We start from the raw sequence: 24,356 nt of genomic DNA, 5'->3' as shown, positions 1-24,356 counted from the left end.
CGTATGAATCCTTTTTAGTTGTACAAATCGTTCAGTACAATTATGCAAAACTTTGTTATTAGTCTCGTTTCTGCGAATGAACATATTACATCGGAATTTAGTAAGTAAGGAATAGTATTCAGTTTTTTTAATGCAATTACTCCTGATTTAATTGATCAGGTAGCAAAAGATTTATTTTTAGATATCGGGAGCTTAGACTTAAAGCTTAGTGAAATTGGTTGTTTATTAAGCTATGTTGTACTGTGGTAAAAAGCAGTGATGACAATCTAGACTTCATTGGTATATTTGAAGATGATATTCATTTAGGACAACAGGCGGCAACTATTTCTAGCTAGAACCGAGTGTGGGTTCCAAAAGATAGTCATATCATAAAAGTAGAAGCATTTTATCCCAAAGTAAGTGCTTCTATTTATTCAAAGCGTATCCTGTCATCTACTCGAAAATTGGTTGCTTTTAAATCAAAGAATATGGGGACAGGGGGCTATATTTTGTCAAATCAGGGTGCTCGTGCATTATTGGCTTTTATTAAAGAATATAATAAGTTAATTCCAATCGATCATATTATGTTTAAAGACTATCTAGTGAGTGGTGAACATAAGGTTTATCAAATGTTACCCGCGCTTTCTGTCCAAGATTTTATCTTAATGAGAGGCAAAACCAGTCTACCTAGCTATTTAGCACAAGAGCGTAAATTAAGAAAAGTAAATATTTCTAAAGTTGAGGAAAGGTTAACGCTTAAAGGTAAGTTTACAAAAGAGTTTAGGCAGTTTTTAGCTCAACTGATACGCTTTAGGAAGGTGGAATATATTGTTAAAATTAAATTCAGATAGTATTGCTGGCTATCTGAATTTATGTAATTTGGTTATTTTGAACTTCCTATTCGTTGACGAAGCCCCAATGACTATTTAAGATTATTCTTTATTATTTATATATATAGGGCTTTCATGCTAACAATTTTTGGATTTCATACGGATGATAGTCTTTATACGAAACATGCCAAAATTTTAGAATGTTCTGCAATAAAATTTGGAATAAAATTTCATTTTGAAAGCCTACCTCAAGATGAATGGCAGAGAATTATTGCATTAAAGCCTTCTTTTATTGCTGAATTTCATAGAAAATTAAAAGAGCCAGTTCTTTATATTGATGTTGATGCAATTATTCTGGAGGATATTAAACCGTATTTTAATTCTATTACTGAAGATATTGCAATTCATTTTATTAATGGTAATCGATTATTAAGTGGAACAATGTTCATCAATAATACGCCTAATGCATACCTTCTTATGGATGAGTGGGAGAAAAGGATGTTGGCTGAACCTGATGTGTGGGATCAAATTATTCTTCAGAAGTTGATACTTGAGTGGGTAGAAGAAAAGAAAATTACATTGAAAAATCTTCCTCCTGAGTATACTTTCATTTTTGATACCTCTCGAAAAGCATATGGAGACTCTGTAAAGCCTGCTATTGAGCACTTACAGGCCAGTCGTGATAAGCGTTGGGTTCAAAAATATCAGCGTAGGAATGCTTTTTACCGCTGGTTTATGCGTTCAACAAATTTAGCTAAAAGTACACGGAAAATTTTGACTCGACATGCTGTTGTTAATGCTCGTACGAAACAATTGGGGATCGATATACAGTTAGAACTTCAGGATTTAATATAGATAGTTATTATTTATATAATTTTTTACTTTTTTGTTCATTGATATGAATCTTTCCCATAGATGTGAAGAGAATGTAAGTGACCAAACTTTATGTGCTAGCCATACATAAAGTTTGATTTAGGAAAAACCTACTTTTATCGAATGATTTGCATAATGTTGAACAAGGACTGGGCCACATGAAATGCAGTATTCTTGAGTGAGGTTATGATTTTGCTATTATCTGCATAAAGATGCTAGGTGTTTTTCGAGATAGATTTCCTTACATCTTTTATAGAAGGTAGTTGTTTCTTAGTGATCTCAATAATATTCTTGAATCACATCTCTCCTCTTTGCTGAAAAAATTCAGCATTCTGTAATTGAATAAGTTGCTATAAATGAACTTTAGATACGATATAAATGGACTTCGTGCAATTGCAGTTCTTGCAGTTGTACTTTTCCACTTCAAGCCACAATGGTTACCTGGTGGATTTGCTGGAGTTGATGTTTTTTTTGTCATTTCAGGCTTTTTAATGACCTCCATTATTTTTAATGGTGTAGAGAAAGACTCTTTTAACTTATTCAAATTCTACAATGCTCGCGCTAATCGTATTATTCCAGTACTTGCCGCAGTATCCGCAGTATTAATTATTTTTGGTTGGTTCTACTTACTGCCTACAGATTACAGTGATCTGGGCAAACAGATTGAAAGAAGCGCTTTATTCATCTCAAACCTTCTATTTGCGGAAGGTGGTGGGTATTTCGATACAGCAGAACATACTAAATGGTTGCTACATACTTGGTCACTTTCTGTAGAATGGCAATTCTATATTTTTTTCCCAATTATCATTATTACACTGAAGAAATATTTAAATTTCACTAATCTTAAGCGTGCTGTAATTAGTTTATTTATAGCAAGTTTTATCTTTAGTATGTATGCAACATACAAAGACAGTAAAACAGCTTACTTTTTACTAACCAGTCGTGCTTGGGAGATGTTATTTGGTGGATTAGCATTCCTCTATCCTTGGTCATTAAAGAATAAATTACAACAAATCAGCACACAGTGTTTCGGACTAAGCTTAATAGGCACTTCGTATTTTTTGATTTCAAAAGATACACCGTGGCCAGGCTATATGGCATTGATTCCAGTATTGGGAGCCTATCTTATTATTGTAAGCAATTACCAGAACAATTTATTGATTAGCAATCCTATTTTTAGTTACATTGGAAAATGGTCATATTCAATATATGTCTGGCATTGGCCATTGGCTGTCTTGGGATTCTACTTTGTGCTTCCTGATTGGTGGATGTATGGAATACCACTTTCAATTTTACTCGGGTGTTTAAGTTATCAACTTATTGAAAAAATCAATTTCCCTAGATATTCTTCGTGGAGAGAAATTTATAAAATTACGCCTTTATATATTTTTCTAATTATTTTAGCTTGTGGATATATTATTAAAGAAACTGATGGGATGAAATTCCATTATTCAGATAAAGTACTAAGTATACTTTCTGAGGTTGAAGATATGAATCCATATGATTGTAATGAAAATATTCAAACCTCAAATATTTGCAAAATTGGAAATGATAAAAAAATAAAGGCCATTGTGATCGGTGATAGCCATGCGACAGCGCTCAGCACCTCTGTATCAGCCAGTTTAAACCTTAATCACGAAGGTATATTGTTCATAACAAATGATGCATGCCCACTTTTACTTGATGCTCAATTTCGCAGTCATCAAAATAAATGCGCTGAGATTAATCAAAAACGCTTTAATTTCATCAACTCAAAAAAGTTTGAAAATGTTCCTATCATTCTAATTGCAAGATTTCCCTTATATATTGATGGAGAGACAGATCCATCTAGACGTAGGGTGGAAGATGAAAAACCTGCAATTTACTTTAATAATGATCTAGAGATGCCTAGATCAAAAGTTTTTGAGATTTTTTCATTGAAATTAGAAGAGACGTTCTGCCAAATAACAAAAACAAACCCGCTATATATTGTGCAACCTATCCCAGAAATGCCGAATCATGTCCCCAAAACGTTAGCTAGAAACCAGCTTCTTGGAACTAAATTTGTAACTTCTGTCCCATATATAGGTTATATGCAGAGATCTAGAAAATTTAGAGATGCCATTAACTTCAGTGCTCAACGCTGCAATGCAAAGGTTCTCGATCCTGCCAAAATCTTATGTAAAAATGGAGAGTGCATCAGTCAATTTAATGGAAGACCCATATATCGAGATGGTGATCATTTAAGTGAGTATGGTAATAAACTGTTAACGCCAATTTTTAAAGAAATTTTGAATTAATAAATCTTGTAAATTCCCTTTAAAAAGTAAGTATTTATTTACTTTTTAAGGGACCTAATTAGGTTTATCCGCATTTCCCTTTAAGACCATATAAATTAAGCCGACAAAAATGACAAAAGCACCTGCCAAGCTACTTACACAGAAAAAGACAATGCGGTCATAGGTTGTCAAATTAAATAATTGATTGTCTAAAATATAGCGCATGAAAAACCATTGTACTATTGCAAAAACAATTAGCACAATACCGCGACGACGGACTTCAGGACGCATAGCCATTTGGTTGCTCACAACTTATCTAAAACAGTGCGCTATTATGCCACTGCTGAGAATTGATCTCAAATGAATAAAAGTATTCTATTCAGGCCTCTAGGAAATAACATACATTATTGTTTTCGAATTACTTGAGATCACGTGTTGGTTTGTGGAGCCTACATTGGTGGCTGTATCTGATAAGCATTGATATTGCCATAACAATTTCTAAAACGTTTATAGGACCAAATATACTGTTCAGGTGCTTGGTTAATTATGTCTTGCATGGCAAGATTTAAACTGTCCACCGATAGCTGTAGATCTTTCGATAAAATATCTTGAGATAACTCTGTACAGTACACATCAAAACCCGCAGCATCAGTATTACGAATACAACTTAATCCAATCACATTGCATTGTGTTTTAGCTGCCATTTTAGAGACCAGTGTCGTGGATAAAGTATTTTGCCGGAAAAAATATGAATAAATACCCCCGCTAGGTTTGGGTAGATGATCCGGTAAAATCACCGTCAACCCACCTTGTTTTAAGTGTCTGAAGATACTGCGGATACCCGTTTCATCGGTGGGGACAAGGGTGGCATTAAACTTTTGACGTGCATCTAAAATATAGCGGTTAATCCCTTTAATTTTATAGGGTTTATACATAATCATTGGTTGCGTATAGACATTTAACCATGCATTTAACAGCTCCCAACAGCCAAAATGTGGAATGACCACAATTACGCCTTTTTTATTGGCTAAAGCCTCTGTTAGAACAGATTCCCCATGAATATTTTTTAATAAATCAAGGTTGTATTGTGGTGGCATTCCCCAACATTTTAAAAATTCAATATAGGTCTGACACTGGCTTTGAATGCTGAGATGAACGCGTTTCTGGAGTGTTATTGGGTCGAGTTCAGGGTAGGCCAACTGCAGATTAATGGTGGTGATACGCTTGATTGAAGAGTCACTATAATAAAGCAGGTGCGCAATTCCGCGTGCGATGTATTGTAAAAAGGACAATGGAAAAAGTGAGATGATTTTAAGTAGATAATAAATAGCCATATTTTGACTCAGAAATCTTTTTAAAAGATGAGATGAGAGAAAATTTTGCAAAGAGACTTAAAAATCTAAGATAGGTAAAATCAAAAAAAGATGAGCGTCTTAAGAACAAAATAAATGAATAAATCAATAGAGTGATTCAGTGCCAGAACTGCTGCAATAAAATATAGACTATCGTCAATCACTGTAAGGGGGATAGATTAAAAGTTCAAAGGAAATTTTGGAAAATTTGAAGCGAAAAATCGGTTCTAGGGGGGAGGAGATCGCCTTGTCTTAAATAAAAAAACCCTGCGCATGGCAGGGTTTCTTTAATCAAAATCTAAAGATTATTTAGTTTCTTCAGCTTTTGGTTTTTCACGTAAGCGAATACCTAAATCACGTAGTTGATTTGATTCAACTGGTGCAGGCGCTTGCGTTAATGGACATTCAGCAGTCTTGGTTTTCGGGAATGCAATCACATCACGAATAGAAGCACCACCCGTCATGAGCATGACTAAACGGTCTAGACCGAATGCTAAACCACCATGCGGAGGAGCACCATAACGTAATGCGTTAAGTAGGAAGCTGAATTTCTCTTCAGCTTCTTCTTCGCCAATACCTAAAGCTTCAAAGATTGCTTTTTGCATTTCTAGGTTATGAATACGAAGTGAACCACCACCGATTTCAGTACCGTTTAACACCATGTCATAAGCCACAGAAAGTGCAGCACCTGGGTTATTTTTCACATCTTCAACGCTTGATTTAGGCAGTGTGAATGGGTGGTGAACAGAGGTCCATTTTCCATCATCTGTTTCTTCAAACATTGGGAAGTCAACCACCCAAAGCGGTGCCCACTCGCAAGTCGACATTTTCAAGTCATGACCAACTTTAATACGTAAAGCACCCATGGCATCGTTCACAACTTTAGCTTTGTCTGCACCAAAGAACACGATATCGCCATTTTCTGCGCCAACACGTTTCAATAGATCAAGCACGATTGGCTCGATGAATTTCACGATTGGAGACTGTAAGCCTTCGATGCCTTTTTCAAGCTCGTTCACTTTAATGTACGCTAAACCTTTTGCACCGTAGATGCCGACAAATTTCGTGTATTCATCGATTTGGCTACGTGGTAAAGAACCTGCACCCGGAACACGTAATGCAACGATACGACCTTTAGGATCTTTAGCAGGACCTGCAAATACTTTGAATTCAACGTCTTGCATCAAGTCTGCAACGTCAACCAATTTCAAAGGAATACGTAAGTCTGGTTTGTCCGATGCATAGTCACGCATAGCATCTGTATAAGTCATGCGTGGGAATTTATCGAATTGAACATCAAGAAGTTCTTTGAACATCTTAACGGTCAAGGTTTCCATTAAATCCATGATGTCATCGTCACTCATGAACGATGTTTCAACGTCGATTTGGGTGAATTCAGGCTGACGGTCTGCACGTAAGTCTTCATCACGGAAACATTTTGCGATTTGGTAGTAACGATCAATACCACCCACCATCAACAATTGTTTGAATAATTGTGGTGATTGTGGAAGTGCATAGAAGCTACCATTTGAAACACGGCTTGGCACTAAGTAGTCACGTGCACCTTCAGGCGTTGCACGGGTTAAAATCGGGGTTTCAACGTCTAAGAAACCATTGTCTTCGAAATAGTTACGAATGAGGTTGGTTAGCTTAGAACGGAAACGTAAACGATCTAACATTTCAGGACGACGGATGTCCAAGAAACGGTATTTCAAACGAATTTCTTCAGAAATATTGGTGTTGTCGTCATTCAATGGGAACGGCGGAGTTTCTGATGCAGCAAGAACTTCGATTTCTTTACCTAAAACTTCGATTTGACCGCTCACCATATTTGCATTTTCTGTGCCTGCATAGCGACGACGTACACGACCTGTAATTTTTAATACGAATTCTGAACGTACTTTGTCTGCAGTTGCAAATGCTTCAGGAGTGTCTGGGTCAATAACCACTTGCACAAGACCATCACGGTCACGCATATCAAGGAAGATGACACCACCGTGGTCACGGCGACGGTGTACCCAACCGCAGAGGGTTACTGTTTCATCAATTTGAGCTTCGGTTAAAGAACCGCAGTAATGAGTTCGCATCATGGCGTTAAAAATCCAACTATATGGCTAAAGGTAGCGAATACGTAAACAGCGTACCGCCAGAAATAAAGGTAGGATTATGCCTCTTTGGGCATTGACTCTCAAGGTATAGCTTAAAAAAGGCATGAAATAGCATTTAAGCATTGATCTAAATTCAGCCTAAACGATAGTCTCGATCTAAAAATAAAAACAGAATGCAGCCAAAGATTAAAATCAGTAAAGCGACTTGGCTAAACTCATTAATACTTCGCCCTGTAAAATAATACAGGTCTGACTGCCAAACTTGCGTGGGAATATAACGTGCATAGTCCCAAACACTGACGAAACCGCCTAAAAGGCTCAGTATGAACAGTCCAATTGCAAAGCATTTGATTTTTAAACTCACTGGAAAATGTTGCTGATAGGTTTGGTAATAGCGCCAACCCATCCACGCCAACAAGGGCAAAGCCAGTGCCGATGTGCCAATTTGTAAAATGCGGTGTAGCGGATAGCCGTGCCCTAACAAAGAGATCTCTTGGCTTAAAAATGCATGTCCAAACAAGGTGCGGAAGTCAGCATGGGTGAGTCCGTCCCATAACAGATGCGTTGCTGTACCCAGCAGGATCGCGAGAATAACGGCCACAGAAAATTTAAAAAAACGTAGCATACTGCTCAGCCTTAACTCATGCTGAATACCTAAAAAACGATAAAAACAGGGCCGCAATAGCGCGTACCACAAAACACAAAAACTGAGTCCAATCCAAAGATCGGGGTGAATCAGTGAAGTCCAGTAGTGGGTAGTATTTGAATTGGCTTGTGTAAACAGTCGATAAAGATCGGGGGTCATACTACCAATAGCAATGGCAGCAATGGGTAATCGGTCACCACTGAGTTTGGCTAGAGGAGGCGCGAGAACAGCATGTGAAATGGTAAAGGGCATTGATCTGTTGGCGTTGGCATCGACTTAGATGGATAGGGCAGTTTATCTTTTTTCTACCATTGGAATGTTTTTTATTGCAATGAATTTGAAATGTTATATTATAACAATATTCAAAAATTGTACGCTTGAGTGAGTTCCATGGCTTTCCATAAAAATTTGATAACGCTCTCTATTTTGGCGGTGGTTGCACCTGCCGTTTTTGCAGATGATACAACAACACAACAACTTGAAACGTTGACCAGCCAAGCGCATCCACTCGTTCAGACCGCTGCTGATTTTGCAGTCGCCGATCAGGTTATCGAGCAAAAAAGCTTAAAAGAACGTGCACCGACCATCGGGGATGCTTTGGCCGATGAGCTAGGCGTATATTCAAATCAATATGGTTCAGGTTCAAGTCGACCCGTGATTCGTGGTCAAGATGGCCCACGCGTGAAAGTCTTACAACATGCTTCAGAAACTGCTGATGTCTCGACTTTATCGCCAGACCATGCCGTGACGGTCGATCCGATTTTGGCCAAGCAAATTGAAATCATCCGTGGCCCTTCAACCCTGTTATATAGTGCAGGTACCGTGGGCGGTTTAGTCAATGTCACCGATCAAAAAATTCCAACCAGCATGCCTGAAAAAGGTTTAGAAGGTACGGCTGGATTACGCTATAACTCTGGCAGTGATGAAAAGTTGGCCAGCGCTGGGGCTACGGTTGCTTTGGGGAGTCAGTTTGCTTTGCGGGTTGAAGGTTCAAAGCGTGAAGCGAATGACTATATTGCGCCGAACTATTTCCATGAACATGAGGGTGAACTCGAAAAAGAGCGTCGTGTTGGAAATACCTTTGCTAAAGCTGAAACCGTTAGTGTTGGTGGTTCATGGATTGGTGAGCGTGGTTTTGCGGGTATCGCCTATACCAATCGTCAAGATCAATACGGTTTACCTGGGCACAGCCATGAATATGAGAGCTGTCATCCGCATGAGGATCATTTGCACTGTGACGGAAGCGATAATCATGGACATACGGATGAACATGATCACTCAGGACACGACCATGTACATGATGAACATGAGACAGGGCCTTGGGTTGACTTAAAGTCGGAGCGTTATGACTTCCGTACAGAAATTTTAAATCCGATTGCAGGGTTTGAGAAGTTACGTGCCCATGCCAGTTATACCGACTATCAACATGATGAAATTGAAGGCGATAGTGTTGCAACTACTTTTAAAAGTAAAGGTTATGATGCACGTCTAGAAATGGTGCATCAGCCGATAGCAGATTGGGAAGGTGTGGTTGGCGTACAGTATAATCAACAAAAATTAGATATCACGGGTGAAGAGTCTATTTTAGAGCCGACCAAGACGCAAAAGTGGAGCGTATTTGGTTTAGAACACAAGCAGTGGAATGACTTCCATTTTGAGTTAGGGGCACGTGTCGATCAGCAGACGATTGATATTGAATCTGATCGAAAAGACTATGATGATTATGCCGTGTCCTATTCGGGTGCTGTGAATTGGATGTTTGCACCGAACTATAAACTGTCTTTGGTTGGATCACATCAAGAGCGTTTACCTTTGGCGCAAGAGCTTTATGCTGATGGTAAGCATCTTGCAACCAATACCTACGAGCGTGGCAATGAAAATCTCGATGTCGAAAAGTCCAATAACCTAGAGTTAGGTTTCCATTACGATACGGATAAAATTGATTATCACGTTCATGTTTACCACAACTGGTATGACAACTACATTTATGCTCAAACCGCAGACCGATACGAAAACTTCCGCCTAGTAGACTACACCCAAGACAAAGCGCGTTTTTATGGGACTGAAGCAGAAGCGTCTTATGCCATCAATGATGTATATAAAATGAGTGTCTTTGGTGATTATGTACGTGGCAAAATTGACAATGAAAATGCGCCACGGGTGCCTGCTGGCCGTTTAGGAACAAAAGTGAATGCTAACTTTAGTGACACGTGGTCAGGAACGGCAGAGTACTACCATGTGTTTGAGCAAGATCGAATTGCAAGCTATGAGACCGAAACCGAGGGCTATAACATGGTGAATTTGGGCTTGGCGTATAATGGTCAGTATATGCAGGGTAATGATTATCGCGTGTATTTCAAAGCCAATAACCTCTTAGATGAGACGGTTTATTCGCATACCTCTTTCTTATCGACCATTCCACAAGTTGGGCGTAACTTCACAGTTGGACTGGACTTTAGTTTCTAAGTGCTATTTCAAGCCTCAACCCAACCTTTTCCGTAAAGAGGAGGTGCTCCCTCTTCTTAAAGGAGAGGGTTAGGGAGAGGTTGCCAAAACATTGACAACAGAAATCCTCTTGAAAAATCAAACAATAAAACCTAGTCTGAGTATATTGGATTAGGTTTTTTGTTATGCGTATCTTTCGAAAATTACATCAAAAACTCAACTGGACATCGACCCGTTATGTCGGTGTCGTGGTGGGTTTATTGGCTCTGACTTATTTAACCTCCGCAGTTTACCATAGCGTTAAACCACTGCCTGATGGGCTGGACTATACGGGCAAGTTACGTCATGCCGATGTCAAATTTATTGCAGATCAAACCTACATTGATGCACAAGGCAAGCAGCAACAAGATCATCATATTTTCAACGCAGTGTTTAAACTGATTGAAGATGCACAAACCACGATTGTGTTGGATATGTTCTTGTTTAACGATGAAGTGGGGACATCTCAAGCATCACAACGGGCGTTGACTCGTCAGCTGACCGATGCGTTGATTGTCAAGCGAAGCTTACATCCGAATATTGAAATCAAAGTCATCACCGACCCGATTAACTCGGTGTATGGCGGGCTATTACCTGAGCATTACCGTAAATTGCGTCAGGCAGGTGTGGATGTGATTGAAACCGATTTACGTCCGCTACGTGCTTCTAACCCTATTTGGTCAGGTTTTTGGTATATCTGTTGTCAAAATGCAGGTAATAATCCCGACGGCGGTTGGTTAAGAAACCCGTTTGGGGATGAAAAAATCACCCTACGTAGTTATTTAAACTTATTTAACTTTAAAGCCAACCATCGCAAAACTTTGGTGGTCGATACCGCGGAAGGTTGGAAAACCTTGGTCACATCAGCGAATCCACATGATGGCAGTTCGCGACATTCCAATGTGGCGCTATTGGTGACAGGCAATACCGCAATTGATGTGTTGAAAACAGAGCAAACTGTAGCACATATGTCTCAGGGCGATGTACCAATGGTGATTCTAGGCGAAATTGCAGGCAATCCATCGCAGCCTCAGGTGCAGGTGCTGACTGAAAAAGCAATCCTAGATGCAACCCTCAATTTGTTGAATACAGCAAAAGCCAATGATCAGATTGATTTGGCGATGTTCTATTTATCTGAGCGTCAAATTATCAATGCTTTAAAAGATGCACAGAACCGCGGCGTTAAACTTCGGATCTTACTCGACCCCAATAAAGATGCATTTGGTCGTCAAAAGAATGGAATTCCGAACCGTCAAGTTGCGTCTGAGCTTAACGATGCAGGAATTACAGTGCGGTGGTGTAATACACAAGGAGAGCAGTGTCATAGTAAAATGATTTTAAAACGCCATGCGCAAGAAGCAGAGCTCATTTTAGGTTCAGCGAATTTTACCGCACGGAATTTGAAGAATTATAACTTAGAGACCAATTTACGTGTGATTGGCCAGTCTAACGCAGCGGTGTTTACAGATGCACAGCAATATTTTGATGGGGCATGGTCGAACTTAAATGGTCGTCAAATGAGTGTGGGCTATGAGCAATATAAAGATGAGTCAAAACTCAAATATGGGCTATACCGCTTTATGGAGTGGAGTGGTTTATCGACGTTTTAGAGATTTTTTTATTCCTTGTTAGAAAAGGCGTAGCACAGCTAGCTAAGAGAAAAACTAAAATAAAAAAAGCGCAATATTCGCTTTTTTTATTTGGACTTACTGTTCAGGATTTGGCGGGATGATTTGATCCAAATCTTTATCGGTCATCTTATCGAGTTCATGTAGATCGGTTTTGATTTTCCATTTTTCGGCATTTTCCACTGGACTCGGTAGACGTGCTTCTAACCAGTCGCAAATGACATCGGGTGGAAAATCAGGATGGTTACACTGAATGACCCATGCCAAGAATTGCTTGGCTTCACCATTCATATACGGCGGCGGTGAAACAGGTAAAAACTGCGTCGGTAGGCGCTCATTTTTAGAAATATAGTTCAGTACATGTCCCAGCTCTTGTACCGTTTGCCATGCCAACGGGTGATCTACATCAATTTGAAACTTAAACCACCATGCACTTTTTCCATCTGTGCCATAAGCATCAATCAGATTTTTTTGAATACTGGGCACTTTTGCAAAATATTCATAGAGTCGATCAAAACTTAATTCAGCCACGATTGTTCATCCAATACATTTATAAACAAAGATTAAGTATAAACTGAAAACATATACGGTTTTTTGCTTTTCAAAGAAATCCTGCTTCAAACCTTATAGCGGTGATAATGGGCAGTGATCTAAAATTGACAACTTGTACATTTTTTATCCATAAAATAGGTTTAAAATAATAATATTCACCTCAGTGGAGGAAGATGATGAAATATTTAAAAATAATCTATGGAATAAGCATACTCAGCTTGTTTCCTGCACTGAGTTTTGCTCAACCCGCGACGCGTTATTATGGAAAACCGCTGACTTCGCAAACCCAGCGTTTCCCAACCTATGCAGGGCCGTATCAAGGTGCAATGCCCAGACCTACATCACCGCCTCAAATTGAGCCCCCTCATCACAGACCACCTCCACACCATCCACCACATGGCGGATATCCGATGCGACCGGGTGTGAGTATTATTTACCGAGCACCCAGCTATTCAACCTATAGTCCGGAAACCAATAGCTATGTGTATGGGGATGGCGACTCCAGTATTGAAAGCCGTGATTATGTGTTGATTACCGATTGGCGACGTTTGGGACTGCCAGACCCACCTGAAGGCATGCACTGGATTTTTGAAAATGGGCGCTACGCTTTAGAACCAGATTCAAAATAAATGAATCTTTGATCGATATAGAAAACCCTCCGTTGTTTAGACGGAGGGTTTTTTAGTGGTCAATAAAGAATTAAGCGAGTTCATCATCTTGTGGGCGTGGTGTTTTCCCTTCAGGTAAAGGCTTGTCGGCATGTTTATCCCGAATTACTGAAGGATAATTCCACGATGCATAACGCACCACCAAAATTGCAATCGCCATAATTAAAATTGAACCCGTAATAATCACCAAATCCATATCCGCTTTGTGGTCATGCTGGATATCGGAAATTAAAAGACGGGTGAGGGCGGTGATGGCGATATAAATTAAAAAGCGGACAGGCATGTGGTTGGTTTTAAAATAGATACCAACCATTGCACCCAGTTCTAAGTAGATGAATAACAGTAAAATATCATCAATTGAGGCATATTGTTTAATCGTCAGGATCTCATAAACGGTATGTCCTGCCGACCAAATCACCATACAGCCAATAATAAATAAAGCCACATAGTGAAAGCTTTCTACTGCAGTATTGCCCAGTTTATCGAGGAGGGTTTCTATTTTCTCTATTTTAGGGTCACGGTTAGTCATGGCTGCCTCCTGATATGTTGATGGTGGTTTATTGCATCATAAGCAAATTTCATGCACGTGACGTATAAAAGCAAAAATAAAGCTGAGCCATAAAAAAACGCCTGACGAAGCAGGCGTTTTTTTATTCAGTCTTTAAGCGATTAAGCTTGACTGGTGAAGTAGTCTTCAGAGAAGTTCATGATGACTTCTGCGCCTGCTTTTACTTTTGCAATACGTAAGTCGATTTCAGGCAAAATACGTTGAGCGAAATAAGCTGCAAGTGCCAGTTTGTTTTGATAGAAGTCGCCATCTTTAGCTTTTGCAGCATTGGCAATTCTTGCAAACATATAGGCAAAGCTGAGTAGGCCGACTGCATGTAAGTAATCTACTGCTGCTGCATTCGGGAACTCTGCACTTTCAGCAGCACGTTCAAGGATATACTTAGTCACTTCTTCCACTTCAGTTGCCGCATCGAGTGTTGCATCTTTAATGAAGTTTAGGTCTGCATCTAAGCTGTTAGCAAAGTCACGGATTTCAGTAATGTAGTCTGCGATGAATGCACCACCGCATTTAATGGTTTTACGACCGATTAAATCTTGAGACTGAACGCCGTTGGTGCCTTCATAGATTTGTGCAATACGTAAGTCACGTACACATTGCTCCATGCCCCATTCTCGAATGTAACCATGTCCACCGAAGACCATTTGTGCATCTAAAGTTGCTTGGAATGCAGTGTCGGTTAAATATGCTTTTGCAATTGGGGTTAACAAGGCAACACGGTCATTGGCTGCTTTCACAGCTTCAGGGTCTGTTGAGAACTTGGTGATATCGAGTTGTTGACCGACATATACTGCAAAGGCACGAGATGCTTCGTTGTTCGCACGTGCATTCAGCAACATACGACGCACATCACCATGCACAAGAATGCTGTCTGCAGGTTTAGCAGGCGATTGAACACCAGAAGCGCTACGACCTTGTAGACGGTCTGTTGCGTACTGTGCCGCATTTTGGTAAGCAAATTCAGATGCGCCTAACCCTTGAATACCCATCGACAAACGTTCGTAGTTCATCATCACGAACATTGCCGCAAGGCCTTCATTTTCTTTACCGACCAAGTAACCTTTGGCACCGTCAAAGTTCATTACACAAGTTGCAGACGCTTTGATCCCCATTTTGTGTTCAATTGAACCTGGACCTGCCGCATTACGCTCGCCCACAGAACCATCTGCATTCACCAAGAATTTAGGTACGATGAATAATGAAATACCACGGGAACCCGCAGGCGCATCTGGTGTTTTAGCTAGAACCAAGTGAATGATGTTTTCAGCTAAGTCGTGGTCACCACCAGTAATAAAGATTTTGGTCCCTGTAATGTTATAGGTGCCGTCTTCGTTACGTTCAGCTTTAGTTTTGATAATGCCTAAATCTGTACCTGCATGTGGCTCAGTTAAACACATGGTCCCAGACCATTCGCCTGAGTAAATTTTAGGTAAATAGGTTTCTTTTTGTTCTTGCGATGCGTAGCTGTTTAGCGCCATGCCAGCACCGACAGAAAGAAGCGGGTAGAGCATGAATGATGGGTTAGTTGCGAACAGCATTTCATCTGCTAGAACTGTCAGCATTTTTGGCATGCCTTGACCGCCCCATTCTTCATCAGCCGCTAAGCCAATCCAGCCGCCTTCAGCATATTGCTTAAACGCTTCTTTAAAACCAGCAGGTGTAGTCACTGCTCCATTGCTAAATGTTGCACCTTCTTCATCACCTGTACGGTTTAAAGGCAGGGTTACGTTCTGCGCAAATTTAGCCATTTCCTCGAGGATCGCTTCAGCTGTCGCACTGTCTACATGAGCTAGATTTTCATTAGACTGCCAGAACTGATCTGCATTGAAAACGTCATTGAGGATAAATTTCATATCCGCAAGTGGGGCATTATAAATTGGCATGTTCGTTCACCTGTTTATTGTTTGAATCTCTGTAGACTTAGGACAGCTTAATTAACAACGGAGAGTGTTGTTAAATGACCCAAGCGAAATAACGCTCTATTTATAAAGAAAAAGGACCGCCAAAGCTATGACTGTCCTTTTTCATTTCTGTACTCAAGAGTACAACTATTTCGAATATCGAATTAGTTATTAATTACTTAGAATGCAAAGTGCTCTGCATCTAATGCAAGTAACGGTTCTACGCCACCAGCAATCACGTCAACGTGTGAGCGAACACGTGGAAGAATCTTCTTGAAGTAGAAACGAGCTGTCGTTACTTTCGCATTATAGAAGTCAACGTCAGTTGTACCTGCAGCCAATGTTTCTTGAGCCACAAGTGCCATACGTGCCCATAGATAAGCAAGCGTTACATAACCAGAGAAGTAGAGGTAATCGACTGCAGCAGCACCCACTTCATCTGGGTTTTGCATTGCTTTCATACCAATTTGCATGGTTAAGTCGCCCCACTCTTTGTTTAGAGCAGCAAGAGGTTCAACAAACTCTTTCATTGCAGCATTGTCTTTGTTTGCTTCAACAAATTTGTGAATAATCTTAGTGAAGTCTTTCAACATTGCACCTTGAGTACCCAAAACTTTACGACCTAACAAGTCAAGCGCTTGGATTTCAGTTGTTCCTTCGTATAGACACGCAATACGTGTATCACGAACGATTTGTTCCATACCATGCTCTGAAATAAAGCCATGACCACCAAACACTTGAACGCCGTGTTTTGCAGATTCAGAACCTGTTTCAGTCAAGAATGCTTTTGCAATTGGCGTAAGGAGTGACAAGATGTTGTCAGAAGATTTACGCTCTTCTTCAGTTGCACCTTGCTCAACCACGTCCGCATGTAGAGACAATAAGTAAACCAGTGCACGACCACCTTCAGCAAATGCTTTTTGAGTTAACAGCATGTTACGAACAGCAGGGTGAACAATAATTGGATCGGCTTCTTTTTCTGGTGCTTTAGGACCTGTCAAAGAACGCATTGCCAGACGGTCTTTCGCATAGGTTAATGCACCTTGGAATGCACCTTCAGATGCAGCAAGACCTTGAACAGCAGTACCAATACGTGCGGTGTTCATGAAAGTGAACATGCAGTTTAAGCCACGGTTTTCAGGGCCAATCAGGAAACCTTTTGCATTATCAAAGTTGATTACGCAAGTTGAGTTACCATGGATCCCCATTTTGTGTTCGATTGAACCACAGCGCACCGCGTTACGCTCACCCACAGTACCGTCTGCGTTTAAGTTAAACTTCGGTACGATGAATAAAGAAATACCTTTGGTGCCTTTAGGTGCGCCAGGAAGACGAGCAAGGACGATATGAACAATGTTCTCAGCCATGTCATGTTCACCCGCTGAGATAAAGATTTTCTCACCAGTGATTGCATAGCTACCGTCAGCTTGTGGCTCAGCTTTAGTACGGATAATACCCAAGTCAGAACCTGCATGAGATTCTGTCAAGCACATCGTACCTGTCCAAACACCTGAAACAAGGTTTGGTAAGTAAGCATCTTTTTGTTCAGCTGAACCGTGATGTTCTAAAGTACGAACTGCACCGTGAGAAAGACCTGGGTACATGCCCCATGCCCAGTTTGCAGTACCGACCATTTCTGAAATCACGTTACCCAAAGAAACAGGTAATGCTTGACCACCGTATTGCTCTTCAGCAGAAAGAGACGGGAAGCCAAGTTCGATATATTTTTGATACGCTTCTTTAAAGCCTGTTGGAGTTGTAACAACGCCATCATTCCAAGTACAACCTTCGCGGTCGCCACTTTGGTTGATTGGAGACAATTCGTTTTCACAGAAATCTGCAGCAGCTTCTAAATATTGGTCAACCAATTCACGGCTTACGGTTTCCTGAAATGCAGGCAATTTAGAATAGTGTTCTTCTGCATTCAATAGCTCATGCAGTACGAATTGCATATCACGTAAGGGCGCTTTGTATTGTGGCATATCGGTTTCCTCAATACTGGTTTAACCAGCTTATAATCCTAATAAACATAAAAACGTGTCTTCTTTGACACGGATTGGAATAACTTAATCGTGCAACATCTTCTAATTTGGTACAAGCGGTTCGGGTGCTTTTCTTGGTGACTGTAAAGTCAAATAAATATTATTCAAAATCGCTAAGTGCACTGAGTGTAAACAGTTTTGCTGCTTTTGGCATGACATAAATAGTCAAAAAGCGTAAAAAGTTATGTCCAATAAAAAAGGCGCAATTTGCGCCTTTTTTATCTATTTATGCTTTTTAGAGTGGTTTAAGCGGCCTTATTCGGTGCTGAAACAGGGGCTTTAGGCTGGAAGTGAACCATACATTTGCCATCTACTGTTTGTGTGCCGACTTTTAACTGCACGGCTTTACCATCGGTTTGACCTTGGCAGGCTTTGGTTGCGGCTTGTTGACGCGCTTGACGTTCAGCTAAACGTTGATCGTATTGCTGGGTTAACTCAGCACGTTTTGCATCGGTTAGGGGTTCGCCGCGTTGCATATGCATGCCACGGAATTCACCACGATCGGCTTGATCACCACGCATTGGGCGGTGTTCACCACGTTTCATTTCATCACGGTTCGGTTTAAACGAAATCGTACATGTACCATCTAGTGTTTGTTCACCTGCTTTAACTTGGACTGCTGAACCCACTGCTTTGCCATCGCAGGCTTTTTTAATGTCTTGCATGACCTGTTTGCGTTCAGTACGCATTTTTTCAAATTGTTCGCGTTGTTCAGGCGTCACGTGACGGTCTTTTTGATAATGACCATGCATATGTTGCGACTGCTCCATATCTTTTGGTGCTTGGGTGGATTGACAGGCAGTCAACGCACCTACAGATAAAACGCTGGCAGTGGCTAACGCAATTTTTGTCATCTTATTCATTCTACAACTCCCCCATACAAGAGCATGTGATTTTGGATGATTAAAGATTAAATAATAAAGATGTAGAAACAATGGAGAGTTTTTTGGTGCAGTGTTCTATACAATAACAAGGCAAAAGAACGACCGAGAGATTGCTTTTGAAGATTCGCCGCGTACCGATTGCTTTACGCTTATTCCTCACTGTATTGCTGACCACTTTGGTGATTACCACGGTGAGTTTAGGTGTGTTGCATTGGACGATGCAAAAGAATTTTGCCAAATATGTGGCGGACGTGGAAATGCAAAAGCTCGATCATCTGATTGATAACTTGGCTGGCGTTTATAGCACTTATCATGACTGGGGCAATGCCATTCAAGCACAAATTTTGCAGATTGAAGGACATGCTGCGCCAGATGATTATGACCGTCTCTCTCGTTGGTGGTTACGTCGCCAGTACGACATTGCTCTGCAACAGCGTTATTTTAAAGAAAATACCAAAACCTTACTCAGTGATGTCTCTACCACTGAAGTCAAACATGAAAAACAGATTTTAACTGAACAAGAATTGCAAGCTTTGGAGGAGAACTTACCTTCGGAGTTTCAACCCTTCGAAGGTTTAAAGTTCCCGCTCAGCGCCAATCAAAATGTTTTCCGTCCAGATCGTAAAAAAGAAGAGATTGAACAAGAGAGCAAACAAAACACAGGCAAAAAACAGTTTATTTCCACGCCTGACCGTTTAGGTCTTAGCTCGCGTTTGTCTTTATACGATACGCAGCGTCAGTTTGTGGTCGGTGAACCCTCGGATGATCAAGTTTCTTTCCGGCCTATTGTGGTGAATAACCAAGTGGTGGGGTATTTGGGGCTGAAACCAGTTCTCGATCAAGATGATGCGTTGAGTATCAACTTCTTTAGTAACCAAAAACGTTATTTATTGCTGGTCTATGGTTTAACCGTTTTTGCTAGTTTAATTGCTGCGTTGTTGCTTGCGACTTATTTTAAGACACCGATTCAACGCTTGTTGAATGGTACGCGTGAATTAACCAAGGGTAATTTTCAGCATCAAGTTAAAGTGAATCGAAACGATGAGCTGGGTGATTTGTCCAATGAACTGAACCAGTTGGCGGTGATTTTAGATCAGCATGAAATTTCACGTCGTCAGTGGGTGTCAGATACTTCACACGAGTTGAAAACACCGCTAGCAGTTTTACAAGCGCAGATCGAAGCGATGCAAGACGGTATTCGAAAACCAACACCTGAGCATTTTGAATCGATGTTACGCCAAGTCACCAGCTTGAAAAAACTCACGCATGACTTGGCCGATTTGGCACAAGCGGAAGCACAGCAATTAAACTGTTACTTTGCAACCGTGAACCCGTGGGCGGTGATTGAGCAAGAAGTGGAAAACTTTAAGCCTAAATTTGAACAAGCCCATTTAAGCATCAGTGTTGAAGGTGAGGGCGCCGAGTTACAACTTGATATTGACCGCTTTAAGCAAATCATGGTCAATTTGTTGGGCAATAGCATTCGTTATACCGAAGCGGGTGGGCAGGTACGGGTTCATACGGAACAGTCTGCAACAGACTGGACGGTCTATGTCGATGACAGTCCATATGGTTTAAGCGATGAGCAGTTGGCACGGCTCGGTGAGCGTTTCTACCGAGTAGATGACTCGCGTACGCGGAGCACAGGTGGTACGGGTTTAGGTTTGGCTTTATCGGCTAAACTGGCACAGGCTTTAGGCGGCGAATTGAGTTTTGATCATTCGCCTTTGGGTGGTTTACGTTGCAAGTTAACGTTCCCAAAAAAATGAAACACAAAAGGAAGTATGTATGAAACATATTATGCTGGTTGAAGATGAAGTAGAACTTGCACAATTGGTCCGCGATTATCTTGAAGCAGCGGGCTTTGAAGTCAGTATGTTTCACGATGGTCAGGACGCATTTGATAGCTTTACGCAGCGTAAACCGAGTCTGATGATTTTAGACTTGATGGTGCCGCGTATGGATGGCTTGACCATTTGCCGTAAAGTCCGTGAACAGTCGGATTTGCCGATTATTATGGTCACCGCGCGTACGGAAGAAATCGACCGCGTGCTTGGCTTGAACATGGGGGCAGACGACTATGTGTGTAAACCATTTAGCCCGAAAGAATTGGTAGCGCGTGTCCAAGCCGTGTTACGTCGTTTAGAGCGTAAGGCTGAGCCTGAAGATCAGTCTTTGTTCCGTATGGATAAAGCGCAGCAACGCATTTGGTATCAACAAAAGCCTTTAAACCTAACACCGACCGAGTTTCGTTTACTGGAGTTGTTTTTAGAGCATGTGGGTCAAGTGTATTCACGTGCACAGTTACTGGATCATATCAACCCAGACAGCTTTGAAGTGGCTGACCGTGTGATTGATAGCCATATTAAGAACTTACGTCGTAAAATTTCGGATGCTGCTGAAACAGGTAACCGTCATGAATGGGTGCAGGCGGTATATGGAGTAGGCTACCGTTTTGAATATCCTGAAGATTAATTCAGTTTTCTGAACAATAGAAGAAGCGGATAAGCGTAGGTTTATCCGCTTTTTTTATGGGATGAAGTCAAGGCGGTAATCAAAATCAACAGTTCGCTTAAATCTCTAGCTTGTGAAATGAAACCTAACAATCTGCGATTTTAAAGGACAAGACTGGTTGATCGTCTGTGCAAACGGTACAATTCATTTTTTTATCAGATGAGCATGTGTTTTGAGCAGCGAGACGCCTAAACTTCAGCGCCGTTTAAAGAACCGCCATATTCAATTGATCGCCATGGGCGGTGCAATTGGTACAGGTCTGTTTTTAGGTTCAGCACATATTATTGAGTCTGCTGGCCCATCTATTATTTTGGGTTATATGATTGGCGGTTTGATTGCATTTTTAATTATGCGTCAGCTCGGTGAAATGATTGTGCATGAGCCAGTGACGGGTTCATTCAGCTACTTTGCCTTTAAATATTGGGGGCGGTTTTCAGGTTTTTTAACGGGCTGGAACTACTGGGTACTGTATATCTTGGTGGTGATGACTGAACTGACCGCGATTGGCAAGTATGTGAATTACTGGTGGCCACATATTCCTGCGTGGGTCTCGGTGCTGGTGTTTTTTGTGGTGATCACACTGGCCAATCTTGCCAATGTCAAACTGTATGCGGAGTCTGAGTTTTGGCTGTCGATGATTAAAGTTGTGGCGATTATCGCCATGATCATCTTCGGGGTTTATCTGTTGTTGACGGCTGATGTCGGTTCAACCGCATCCGTCACGAACTTATGGGCACATGGCGGGTTTTTCCCACATGGCTTTGAAGGCTTGTTTTATATGTTGGCCTTTATGATGTTTGCCTTTGGCGGCATTGAGCTAATCAGTATGGCGGCTGCGGAAACCGAAGATCCTGAAAAGAACATTCCAAAAGCCGTCAATCAAACGGTGATTCGGGTTTTCCTGTTCTATATTTGCTCACTGGCGATTCTTTTGTCTTTAGTGCCTTGGAGTCAATTGGATTTGGGTGGCTTAGATAAAAGTCCATTTGTGCTTATTTTTAAGCAAATTGGCATTGATTGGGCAGCGCATTTACTGAATTTTATTATTCTGACTGCATCGGTTTCTGTTTGTAATAGTGGGATGTATGCCAATAGTCGCATGCTGTTAGGTCTGGCAGAACAAGGCAATGCCCCGAAAGTTTTTAAGCAGGTGAATCGACAAGGGACACCAATTGCGGCGGTTTTATTTTCAGCATTACTGATTTTTGGTTGCGTACTGTTGAATTACTTTTTGCCTGAAAAAGCGCTTAGTTATCTGATTTATATTGTGGTCAGTGCTGCGGTGCTGAATTGGATGATGATTAGTTTGATCCATCTTAAATTTAGACAGAGTATGAAAAAACAGGGCATTCAAACCAAGTTTCCAGCGTTATTTGCACCGTTTAGCAATTATTTTGTTTTAGTATTTATGCTGATGATTTTATATATTATGTGGAATCAGGGTTTTATGCTTTCCGTGTTGATGCTTCCTGTCTGGATCCTCGTGTTATTTGTTTTATTTAAAACATTGAAGCCGAGGAAAAGCTAAAGCGCAGGTGATGATGTTGAAAAGGACTCAATATGAGTCCTTTTTTTTATAGGCTTTTTGATATTTTAGGATTTAGCTTGATATATAAATGATAAATATTTCCAATCAGCTTTTAGTTTGTTTTTTAACTTTTTCTTTGGTCAAAATAAATAAGTCATCATTTAAATAAGCGAAGCGCTCTGCTAACCATTCATGGGTGTCAGTTAGGGCTTGATTGTAAAAGTGAGGCCCAAATTCCTCGACAATAAAGTCAAATAAAAATTGAGCGGGGAAATTTCCAAGATCTAACTCAAGCTCTTTCATCGTGTATTTCTTTAATGCATGAATCAATTGTTCACGTGTAAATTCATCAAACTGAATGATCTGCTTATTAGTCATGGGGGGTAATCTCAAAATATAATCTGAAAGAATTACATCTGTTATGAAGTATTTATTCAATCTGAGAACGTCCTAGTATGACGTTCATCATCATTTTTTAGTTAGGTTGTGTGGGGAATGATCTACTTTATACTTCCTTTTATCGTATTGCTGTTTATACACCCTTAAGTCGGTGACACTTAGAAAAGATAGCCGGTATTTTGGACAGATTAATATGGAAAGGTATTAATTTGATTTTAAAGTACTCAAAAAGTAATTTTTAGGGGTAAGGCTCAGCTTTAGTCATCCTGAAAACTATCCACAATTTCTGCGGATAATTTTGGGGGTAAGTCTAATTAAGCTTATTTTTCTATGTACGTTTTGGCTTACACCAATTCAAGCGGATTGCCTCTAGGTCAGTCCCAAGATTTTTTATATGATGCAGACATAGAGAACAGGAAGTTCCAAAACATAAAACAAAAATGATAAGTTCAACACTAGGATGTGAGGTACGACAGGAGTTATACCTAGCTAACCAATACGAAAAAGCCCGACAGGATGTCGGGCTTTTTTTATGAGTTCTTAATTGCTCACTTCGCTTTTAGTTTCGAATTTTTTATTCCAAAGTGGGCAATACTAGAAAACGTCGAAAAGCTGCTCAGTAGACACAATATGCATTCAAACCTATGATCTGCTTGATGCGGTGATAGGCTTGCGCTTTAGAAAATGTAAAAGGAATAATTACAAATCTTTTTCATTCAATACATATTTAGGTGATGGCTTGAGGTGCAGCGATTCGCTGTCTTTGTCGTTTATTCAGCTTGGATACCACGAGCTCATAAGAGCTATGTACTAGATCAATGACTAAATCTGAATCTAAGTCTTCATGCTCATAAATTGAAATCCAATGTTTTTTATTCATATGCCATCCTGCATGAATATAAGGATAAATATCACGTAGCATCGCGCCGTGGTCAGGCGTAACTTTTAAGTTACTTAAAGCTGCACCACTTAAAGATGAATTGAGCAAAAACATTTTATTCATGACTTTATAGACATCACAGCCTTCACCAAAGGGCTGACTACACGTCACTTCTGGCAGGGCAAGTGCAGCTTTTGCAGCAATAAGGTGTAAGGACATGGTGATCATCACTCTAGTGGGCGAAGCCCTGTGGATATTGTTT

General features: G+C 40.5%; 20 protein-coding genes. 9 read left to right on the top strand and 11 right to left on the bottom strand.

The window, feature by feature from the left end:
- Positions 1–341: 341 nt before the first annotated feature.
- The 3 genes from WH214_RS02815 (at position 342) to WH214_RS02805 (ending at position 3,961) form a co-directional block, all read left to right on the top strand.
- Positions 342–830, top strand: a complete 489-nt coding sequence (locus tag WH214_RS02815) for a glycosyltransferase family 25 protein (RefSeq protein ID WP_339992814.1) — start codon at positions 342–344, stop codon at positions 828–830.
- Between the two features lie 114 nt (positions 831–944).
- Positions 945–1,664 (top strand): putative nucleotide-diphospho-sugar transferase, encoded by a 720-nt coding sequence (locus WH214_RS02810; protein ID WP_010327509.1) that lies wholly within the window; start codon positions 945–947, stop codon positions 1,662–1,664.
- A 374-nt stretch (positions 1,665–2,038) separates the two neighbouring features.
- Positions 2,039–3,961 (top strand): acyltransferase family protein, encoded by a 1,923-nt coding sequence (locus tag WH214_RS02805; RefSeq protein ID WP_339422183.1) that lies wholly within the window; start codon positions 2,039–2,041, stop codon positions 3,959–3,961.
- Between the two features lie 54 nt (positions 3,962–4,015).
- On the opposite strand, the gene WH214_RS02800 is transcribed toward WH214_RS02805, so the two are convergent.
- From WH214_RS02800 to WH214_RS02785, 4 genes are all read right to left on the bottom strand, one after another.
- Complete coding sequence (locus WH214_RS02800) at positions 4,016–4,237, bottom strand: hypothetical protein (protein WP_010327507.1); 222 nt, start codon at positions 4,235–4,237, stop codon at positions 4,016–4,018.
- Positions 4,238–4,389: 152 nt separating this feature from the next.
- A complete protein-coding gene (locus WH214_RS02795; protein ID WP_339422184.1) occupies positions 4,390–5,274 on the bottom strand; it encodes a lysophospholipid acyltransferase family protein in 885 nt (294 codons plus the stop codon).
- Positions 5,275–5,597: 323 nt separating this feature from the next.
- Complete coding sequence (gene aspS, locus WH214_RS02790) at positions 5,598–7,382, bottom strand: aspartate--tRNA ligase (RefSeq protein ID WP_058870282.1); 1,785 nt, start codon at positions 7,380–7,382, stop codon at positions 5,598–5,600.
- A gap of 151 nt (positions 7,383–7,533) precedes the next feature.
- Positions 7,534–8,298, bottom strand: coding sequence for a DUF4184 family protein (locus tag WH214_RS02785; protein ID WP_339422185.1), 765 nt, complete (start codon positions 8,296–8,298; stop codon positions 7,534–7,536).
- A 138-nt stretch (positions 8,299–8,436) separates the two neighbouring features.
- On the opposite strand from WH214_RS02785, the gene znuD reads away from it, so the two are divergent.
- The gene (gene znuD / locus WH214_RS02780) at positions 8,437–10,512 is read left to right on the top strand and encodes a zinc piracy TonB-dependent receptor ZnuD (RefSeq protein WP_339422186.1); all 2,076 of its coding nucleotides are present in this window, start codon (positions 8,437–8,439) and stop codon (positions 10,510–10,512) included.
- Between the two features lie 164 nt (positions 10,513–10,676).
- Complete coding sequence (locus tag WH214_RS02775; RefSeq protein WP_339422187.1) at positions 10,677–12,140, top strand: phospholipase D family protein; 1,464 nt, start codon at positions 10,677–10,679, stop codon at positions 12,138–12,140.
- 96 nt (positions 12,141–12,236) lie between these two features.
- On the opposite strand, the gene WH214_RS02770 is transcribed toward WH214_RS02775, so the two are convergent.
- Positions 12,237–12,689 carry a hypothetical protein gene (locus WH214_RS02770; RefSeq protein WP_281963334.1) on the bottom strand — a complete coding sequence of 151 codons (453 nt, stop codon included), beginning with the start codon at positions 12,687–12,689 and terminating at the stop codon, positions 12,237–12,239.
- Between the two features lie 194 nt (positions 12,690–12,883).
- Here WH214_RS02770 and WH214_RS02765 point away from each other — a divergent pair, with 194 nt between their 5' ends.
- A complete protein-coding gene (locus tag WH214_RS02765; protein ID WP_339422188.1) occupies positions 12,884–13,339 on the top strand; it encodes an RcnB family protein in 456 nt (151 codons plus the stop codon).
- 70 nt (positions 13,340–13,409) lie between these two features.
- On the opposite strand, the gene WH214_RS02760 is transcribed toward WH214_RS02765, so the two are convergent.
- The 4 genes from WH214_RS02760 to WH214_RS02745 all read right to left on the bottom strand — a co-directional run bounded on the left by WH214_RS02760 (position 13,410) and on the right by WH214_RS02745 (position 18,752).
- A complete protein-coding gene (locus WH214_RS02760) occupies positions 13,410–13,907 on the bottom strand; it encodes a phosphate-starvation-inducible protein PsiE (RefSeq protein WP_004983586.1) in 498 nt (165 codons plus the stop codon).
- A gap of 140 nt (positions 13,908–14,047) precedes the next feature.
- Positions 14,048–15,829 carry an acyl-CoA dehydrogenase C-terminal domain-containing protein gene (locus WH214_RS02755; RefSeq protein ID WP_004983588.1) on the bottom strand — a complete coding sequence of 594 codons (1,782 nt, stop codon included), beginning with the start codon at positions 15,827–15,829 and terminating at the stop codon, positions 14,048–14,050.
- Positions 15,830–16,026: 197 nt separating this feature from the next.
- Positions 16,027–17,829 (bottom strand): acyl-CoA dehydrogenase C-terminal domain-containing protein, encoded by a 1,803-nt coding sequence (locus WH214_RS02750; RefSeq protein WP_004983590.1) that lies wholly within the window; start codon positions 17,827–17,829, stop codon positions 16,027–16,029.
- A gap of 305 nt (positions 17,830–18,134) precedes the next feature.
- Positions 18,135–18,752: a hypothetical protein gene (locus tag WH214_RS02745; protein ID WP_339422189.1), complete on the bottom strand. Its 618-nt coding sequence runs from the start codon at positions 18,750–18,752 to the stop codon at positions 18,135–18,137.
- Positions 18,753–18,889: 137 nt separating this feature from the next.
- Between WH214_RS02745 and baeS the strand changes: the two genes are divergently transcribed.
- The 3 genes from baeS (at position 18,890) to WH214_RS02730 (ending at position 22,815) form a co-directional block, all read left to right on the top strand.
- Positions 18,890–20,542, top strand: a complete 1,653-nt coding sequence (gene baeS, locus WH214_RS02740) for a sensor histidine kinase efflux regulator BaeS (RefSeq protein WP_078425720.1) — start codon at positions 18,890–18,892, stop codon at positions 20,540–20,542.
- A 19-nt stretch (positions 20,543–20,561) separates the two neighbouring features.
- Positions 20,562–21,248 carry a response regulator gene (locus WH214_RS02735; protein WP_004983596.1) on the top strand — a complete coding sequence of 229 codons (687 nt, stop codon included), beginning with the start codon at positions 20,562–20,564 and terminating at the stop codon, positions 21,246–21,248.
- Positions 21,249–21,459: 211 nt separating this feature from the next.
- Complete coding sequence (locus WH214_RS02730) at positions 21,460–22,815, top strand: amino acid permease (RefSeq protein WP_339422190.1); 1,356 nt, start codon at positions 21,460–21,462, stop codon at positions 22,813–22,815.
- A 105-nt stretch (positions 22,816–22,920) separates the two neighbouring features.
- Here WH214_RS02730 and WH214_RS02725 read toward each other — a convergent pair whose 3' ends face one another.
- Positions 22,921–23,193, bottom strand: coding sequence for a DUF2164 domain-containing protein (locus WH214_RS02725; RefSeq protein ID WP_339422191.1), 273 nt, complete (start codon positions 23,191–23,193; stop codon positions 22,921–22,923).
- A 748-nt stretch (positions 23,194–23,941) separates the two neighbouring features.
- Positions 23,942–24,313, bottom strand: a complete 372-nt coding sequence (locus WH214_RS02720; protein ID WP_339422192.1) for an MmcQ/YjbR family DNA-binding protein — start codon at positions 24,311–24,313, stop codon at positions 23,942–23,944.
- Positions 24,314–24,356: the final 43 nt, after the last annotated feature.

The sequence above is a fragment of the Acinetobacter sp. MYb191 genome (assembly GCF_037572605.1).
Classification (GTDB): domain Bacteria; phylum Pseudomonadota; class Gammaproteobacteria; order Pseudomonadales; family Moraxellaceae; genus Acinetobacter; species Acinetobacter johnsonii.
This window is presented reverse-complemented; position numbering and strand designations above follow the sequence as displayed.

What these genes read in the sequence shown, in the direction of transcription:
- WH214_RS02810 (WP_010327509.1), top strand. Translation starts at nt 945, where the DNA reads ATGCTAACAATTTTTGGATTTCATACGGATGATAGTCTTTATACGAAA.
- WH214_RS02755 (WP_004983588.1), bottom strand. Translation starts at nt 15,829, where the DNA reads ATGCCAATTTATAATGCCCCACTTGCGGATATGAAATTTATCCTCAAT.
- WH214_RS02765 (WP_339422188.1), top strand. Translation starts at nt 12,884, where the DNA reads ATGATGAAATATTTAAAAATAATCTATGGAATAAGCATACTCAGCTTG.
- znuD (WP_339422186.1), top strand. Translation starts at nt 8,437, where the DNA reads ATGGCTTTCCATAAAAATTTGATAACGCTCTCTATTTTGGCGGTGGTT.
- WH214_RS02800 (WP_010327507.1), bottom strand. Translation starts at nt 4,237, where the DNA reads ATGGCTATGCGTCCTGAAGTCCGTCGTCGCGGTATTGTGCTAATTGTT.
- aspS (WP_058870282.1), bottom strand. Translation starts at nt 7,382, where the DNA reads ATGATGCGAACTCATTACTGCGGTTCTTTAACCGAAGCTCAAATTGAT.
- WH214_RS02735 (WP_004983596.1), top strand. Translation starts at nt 20,562, where the DNA reads ATGAAACATATTATGCTGGTTGAAGATGAAGTAGAACTTGCACAATTG.
- WH214_RS02725 (WP_339422191.1), bottom strand. Translation starts at nt 23,193, where the DNA reads ATGACTAATAAGCAGATCATTCAGTTTGATGAATTTACACGTGAACAA.
- WH214_RS02775 (WP_339422187.1), top strand. Translation starts at nt 10,677, where the DNA reads ATGCGTATCTTTCGAAAATTACATCAAAAACTCAACTGGACATCGACC.
- WH214_RS02750 (WP_004983590.1), bottom strand. Translation starts at nt 17,829, where the DNA reads ATGCCACAATACAAAGCGCCCTTACGTGATATGCAATTCGTACTGCAT.
- WH214_RS02760 (WP_004983586.1), bottom strand. Translation starts at nt 13,907, where the DNA reads ATGACTAACCGTGACCCTAAAATAGAGAAAATAGAAACCCTCCTCGAT.
- WH214_RS02720 (WP_339422192.1), bottom strand. Translation starts at nt 24,313, where the DNA reads ATGTCCTTACACCTTATTGCTGCAAAAGCTGCACTTGCCCTGCCAGAA.
- WH214_RS02795 (WP_339422184.1), bottom strand. Translation starts at nt 5,274, where the DNA reads ATGGCTATTTATTATCTACTTAAAATCATCTCACTTTTTCCATTGTCC.
- WH214_RS02805 (WP_339422183.1), top strand. Translation starts at nt 2,039, where the DNA reads ATGAACTTTAGATACGATATAAATGGACTTCGTGCAATTGCAGTTCTT.
- WH214_RS02785 (WP_339422185.1), bottom strand. Translation starts at nt 8,298, where the DNA reads ATGCCCTTTACCATTTCACATGCTGTTCTCGCGCCTCCTCTAGCCAAA.
- WH214_RS02745 (WP_339422189.1), bottom strand. Translation starts at nt 18,752, where the DNA reads ATGAATAAGATGACAAAAATTGCGTTAGCCACTGCCAGCGTTTTATCT.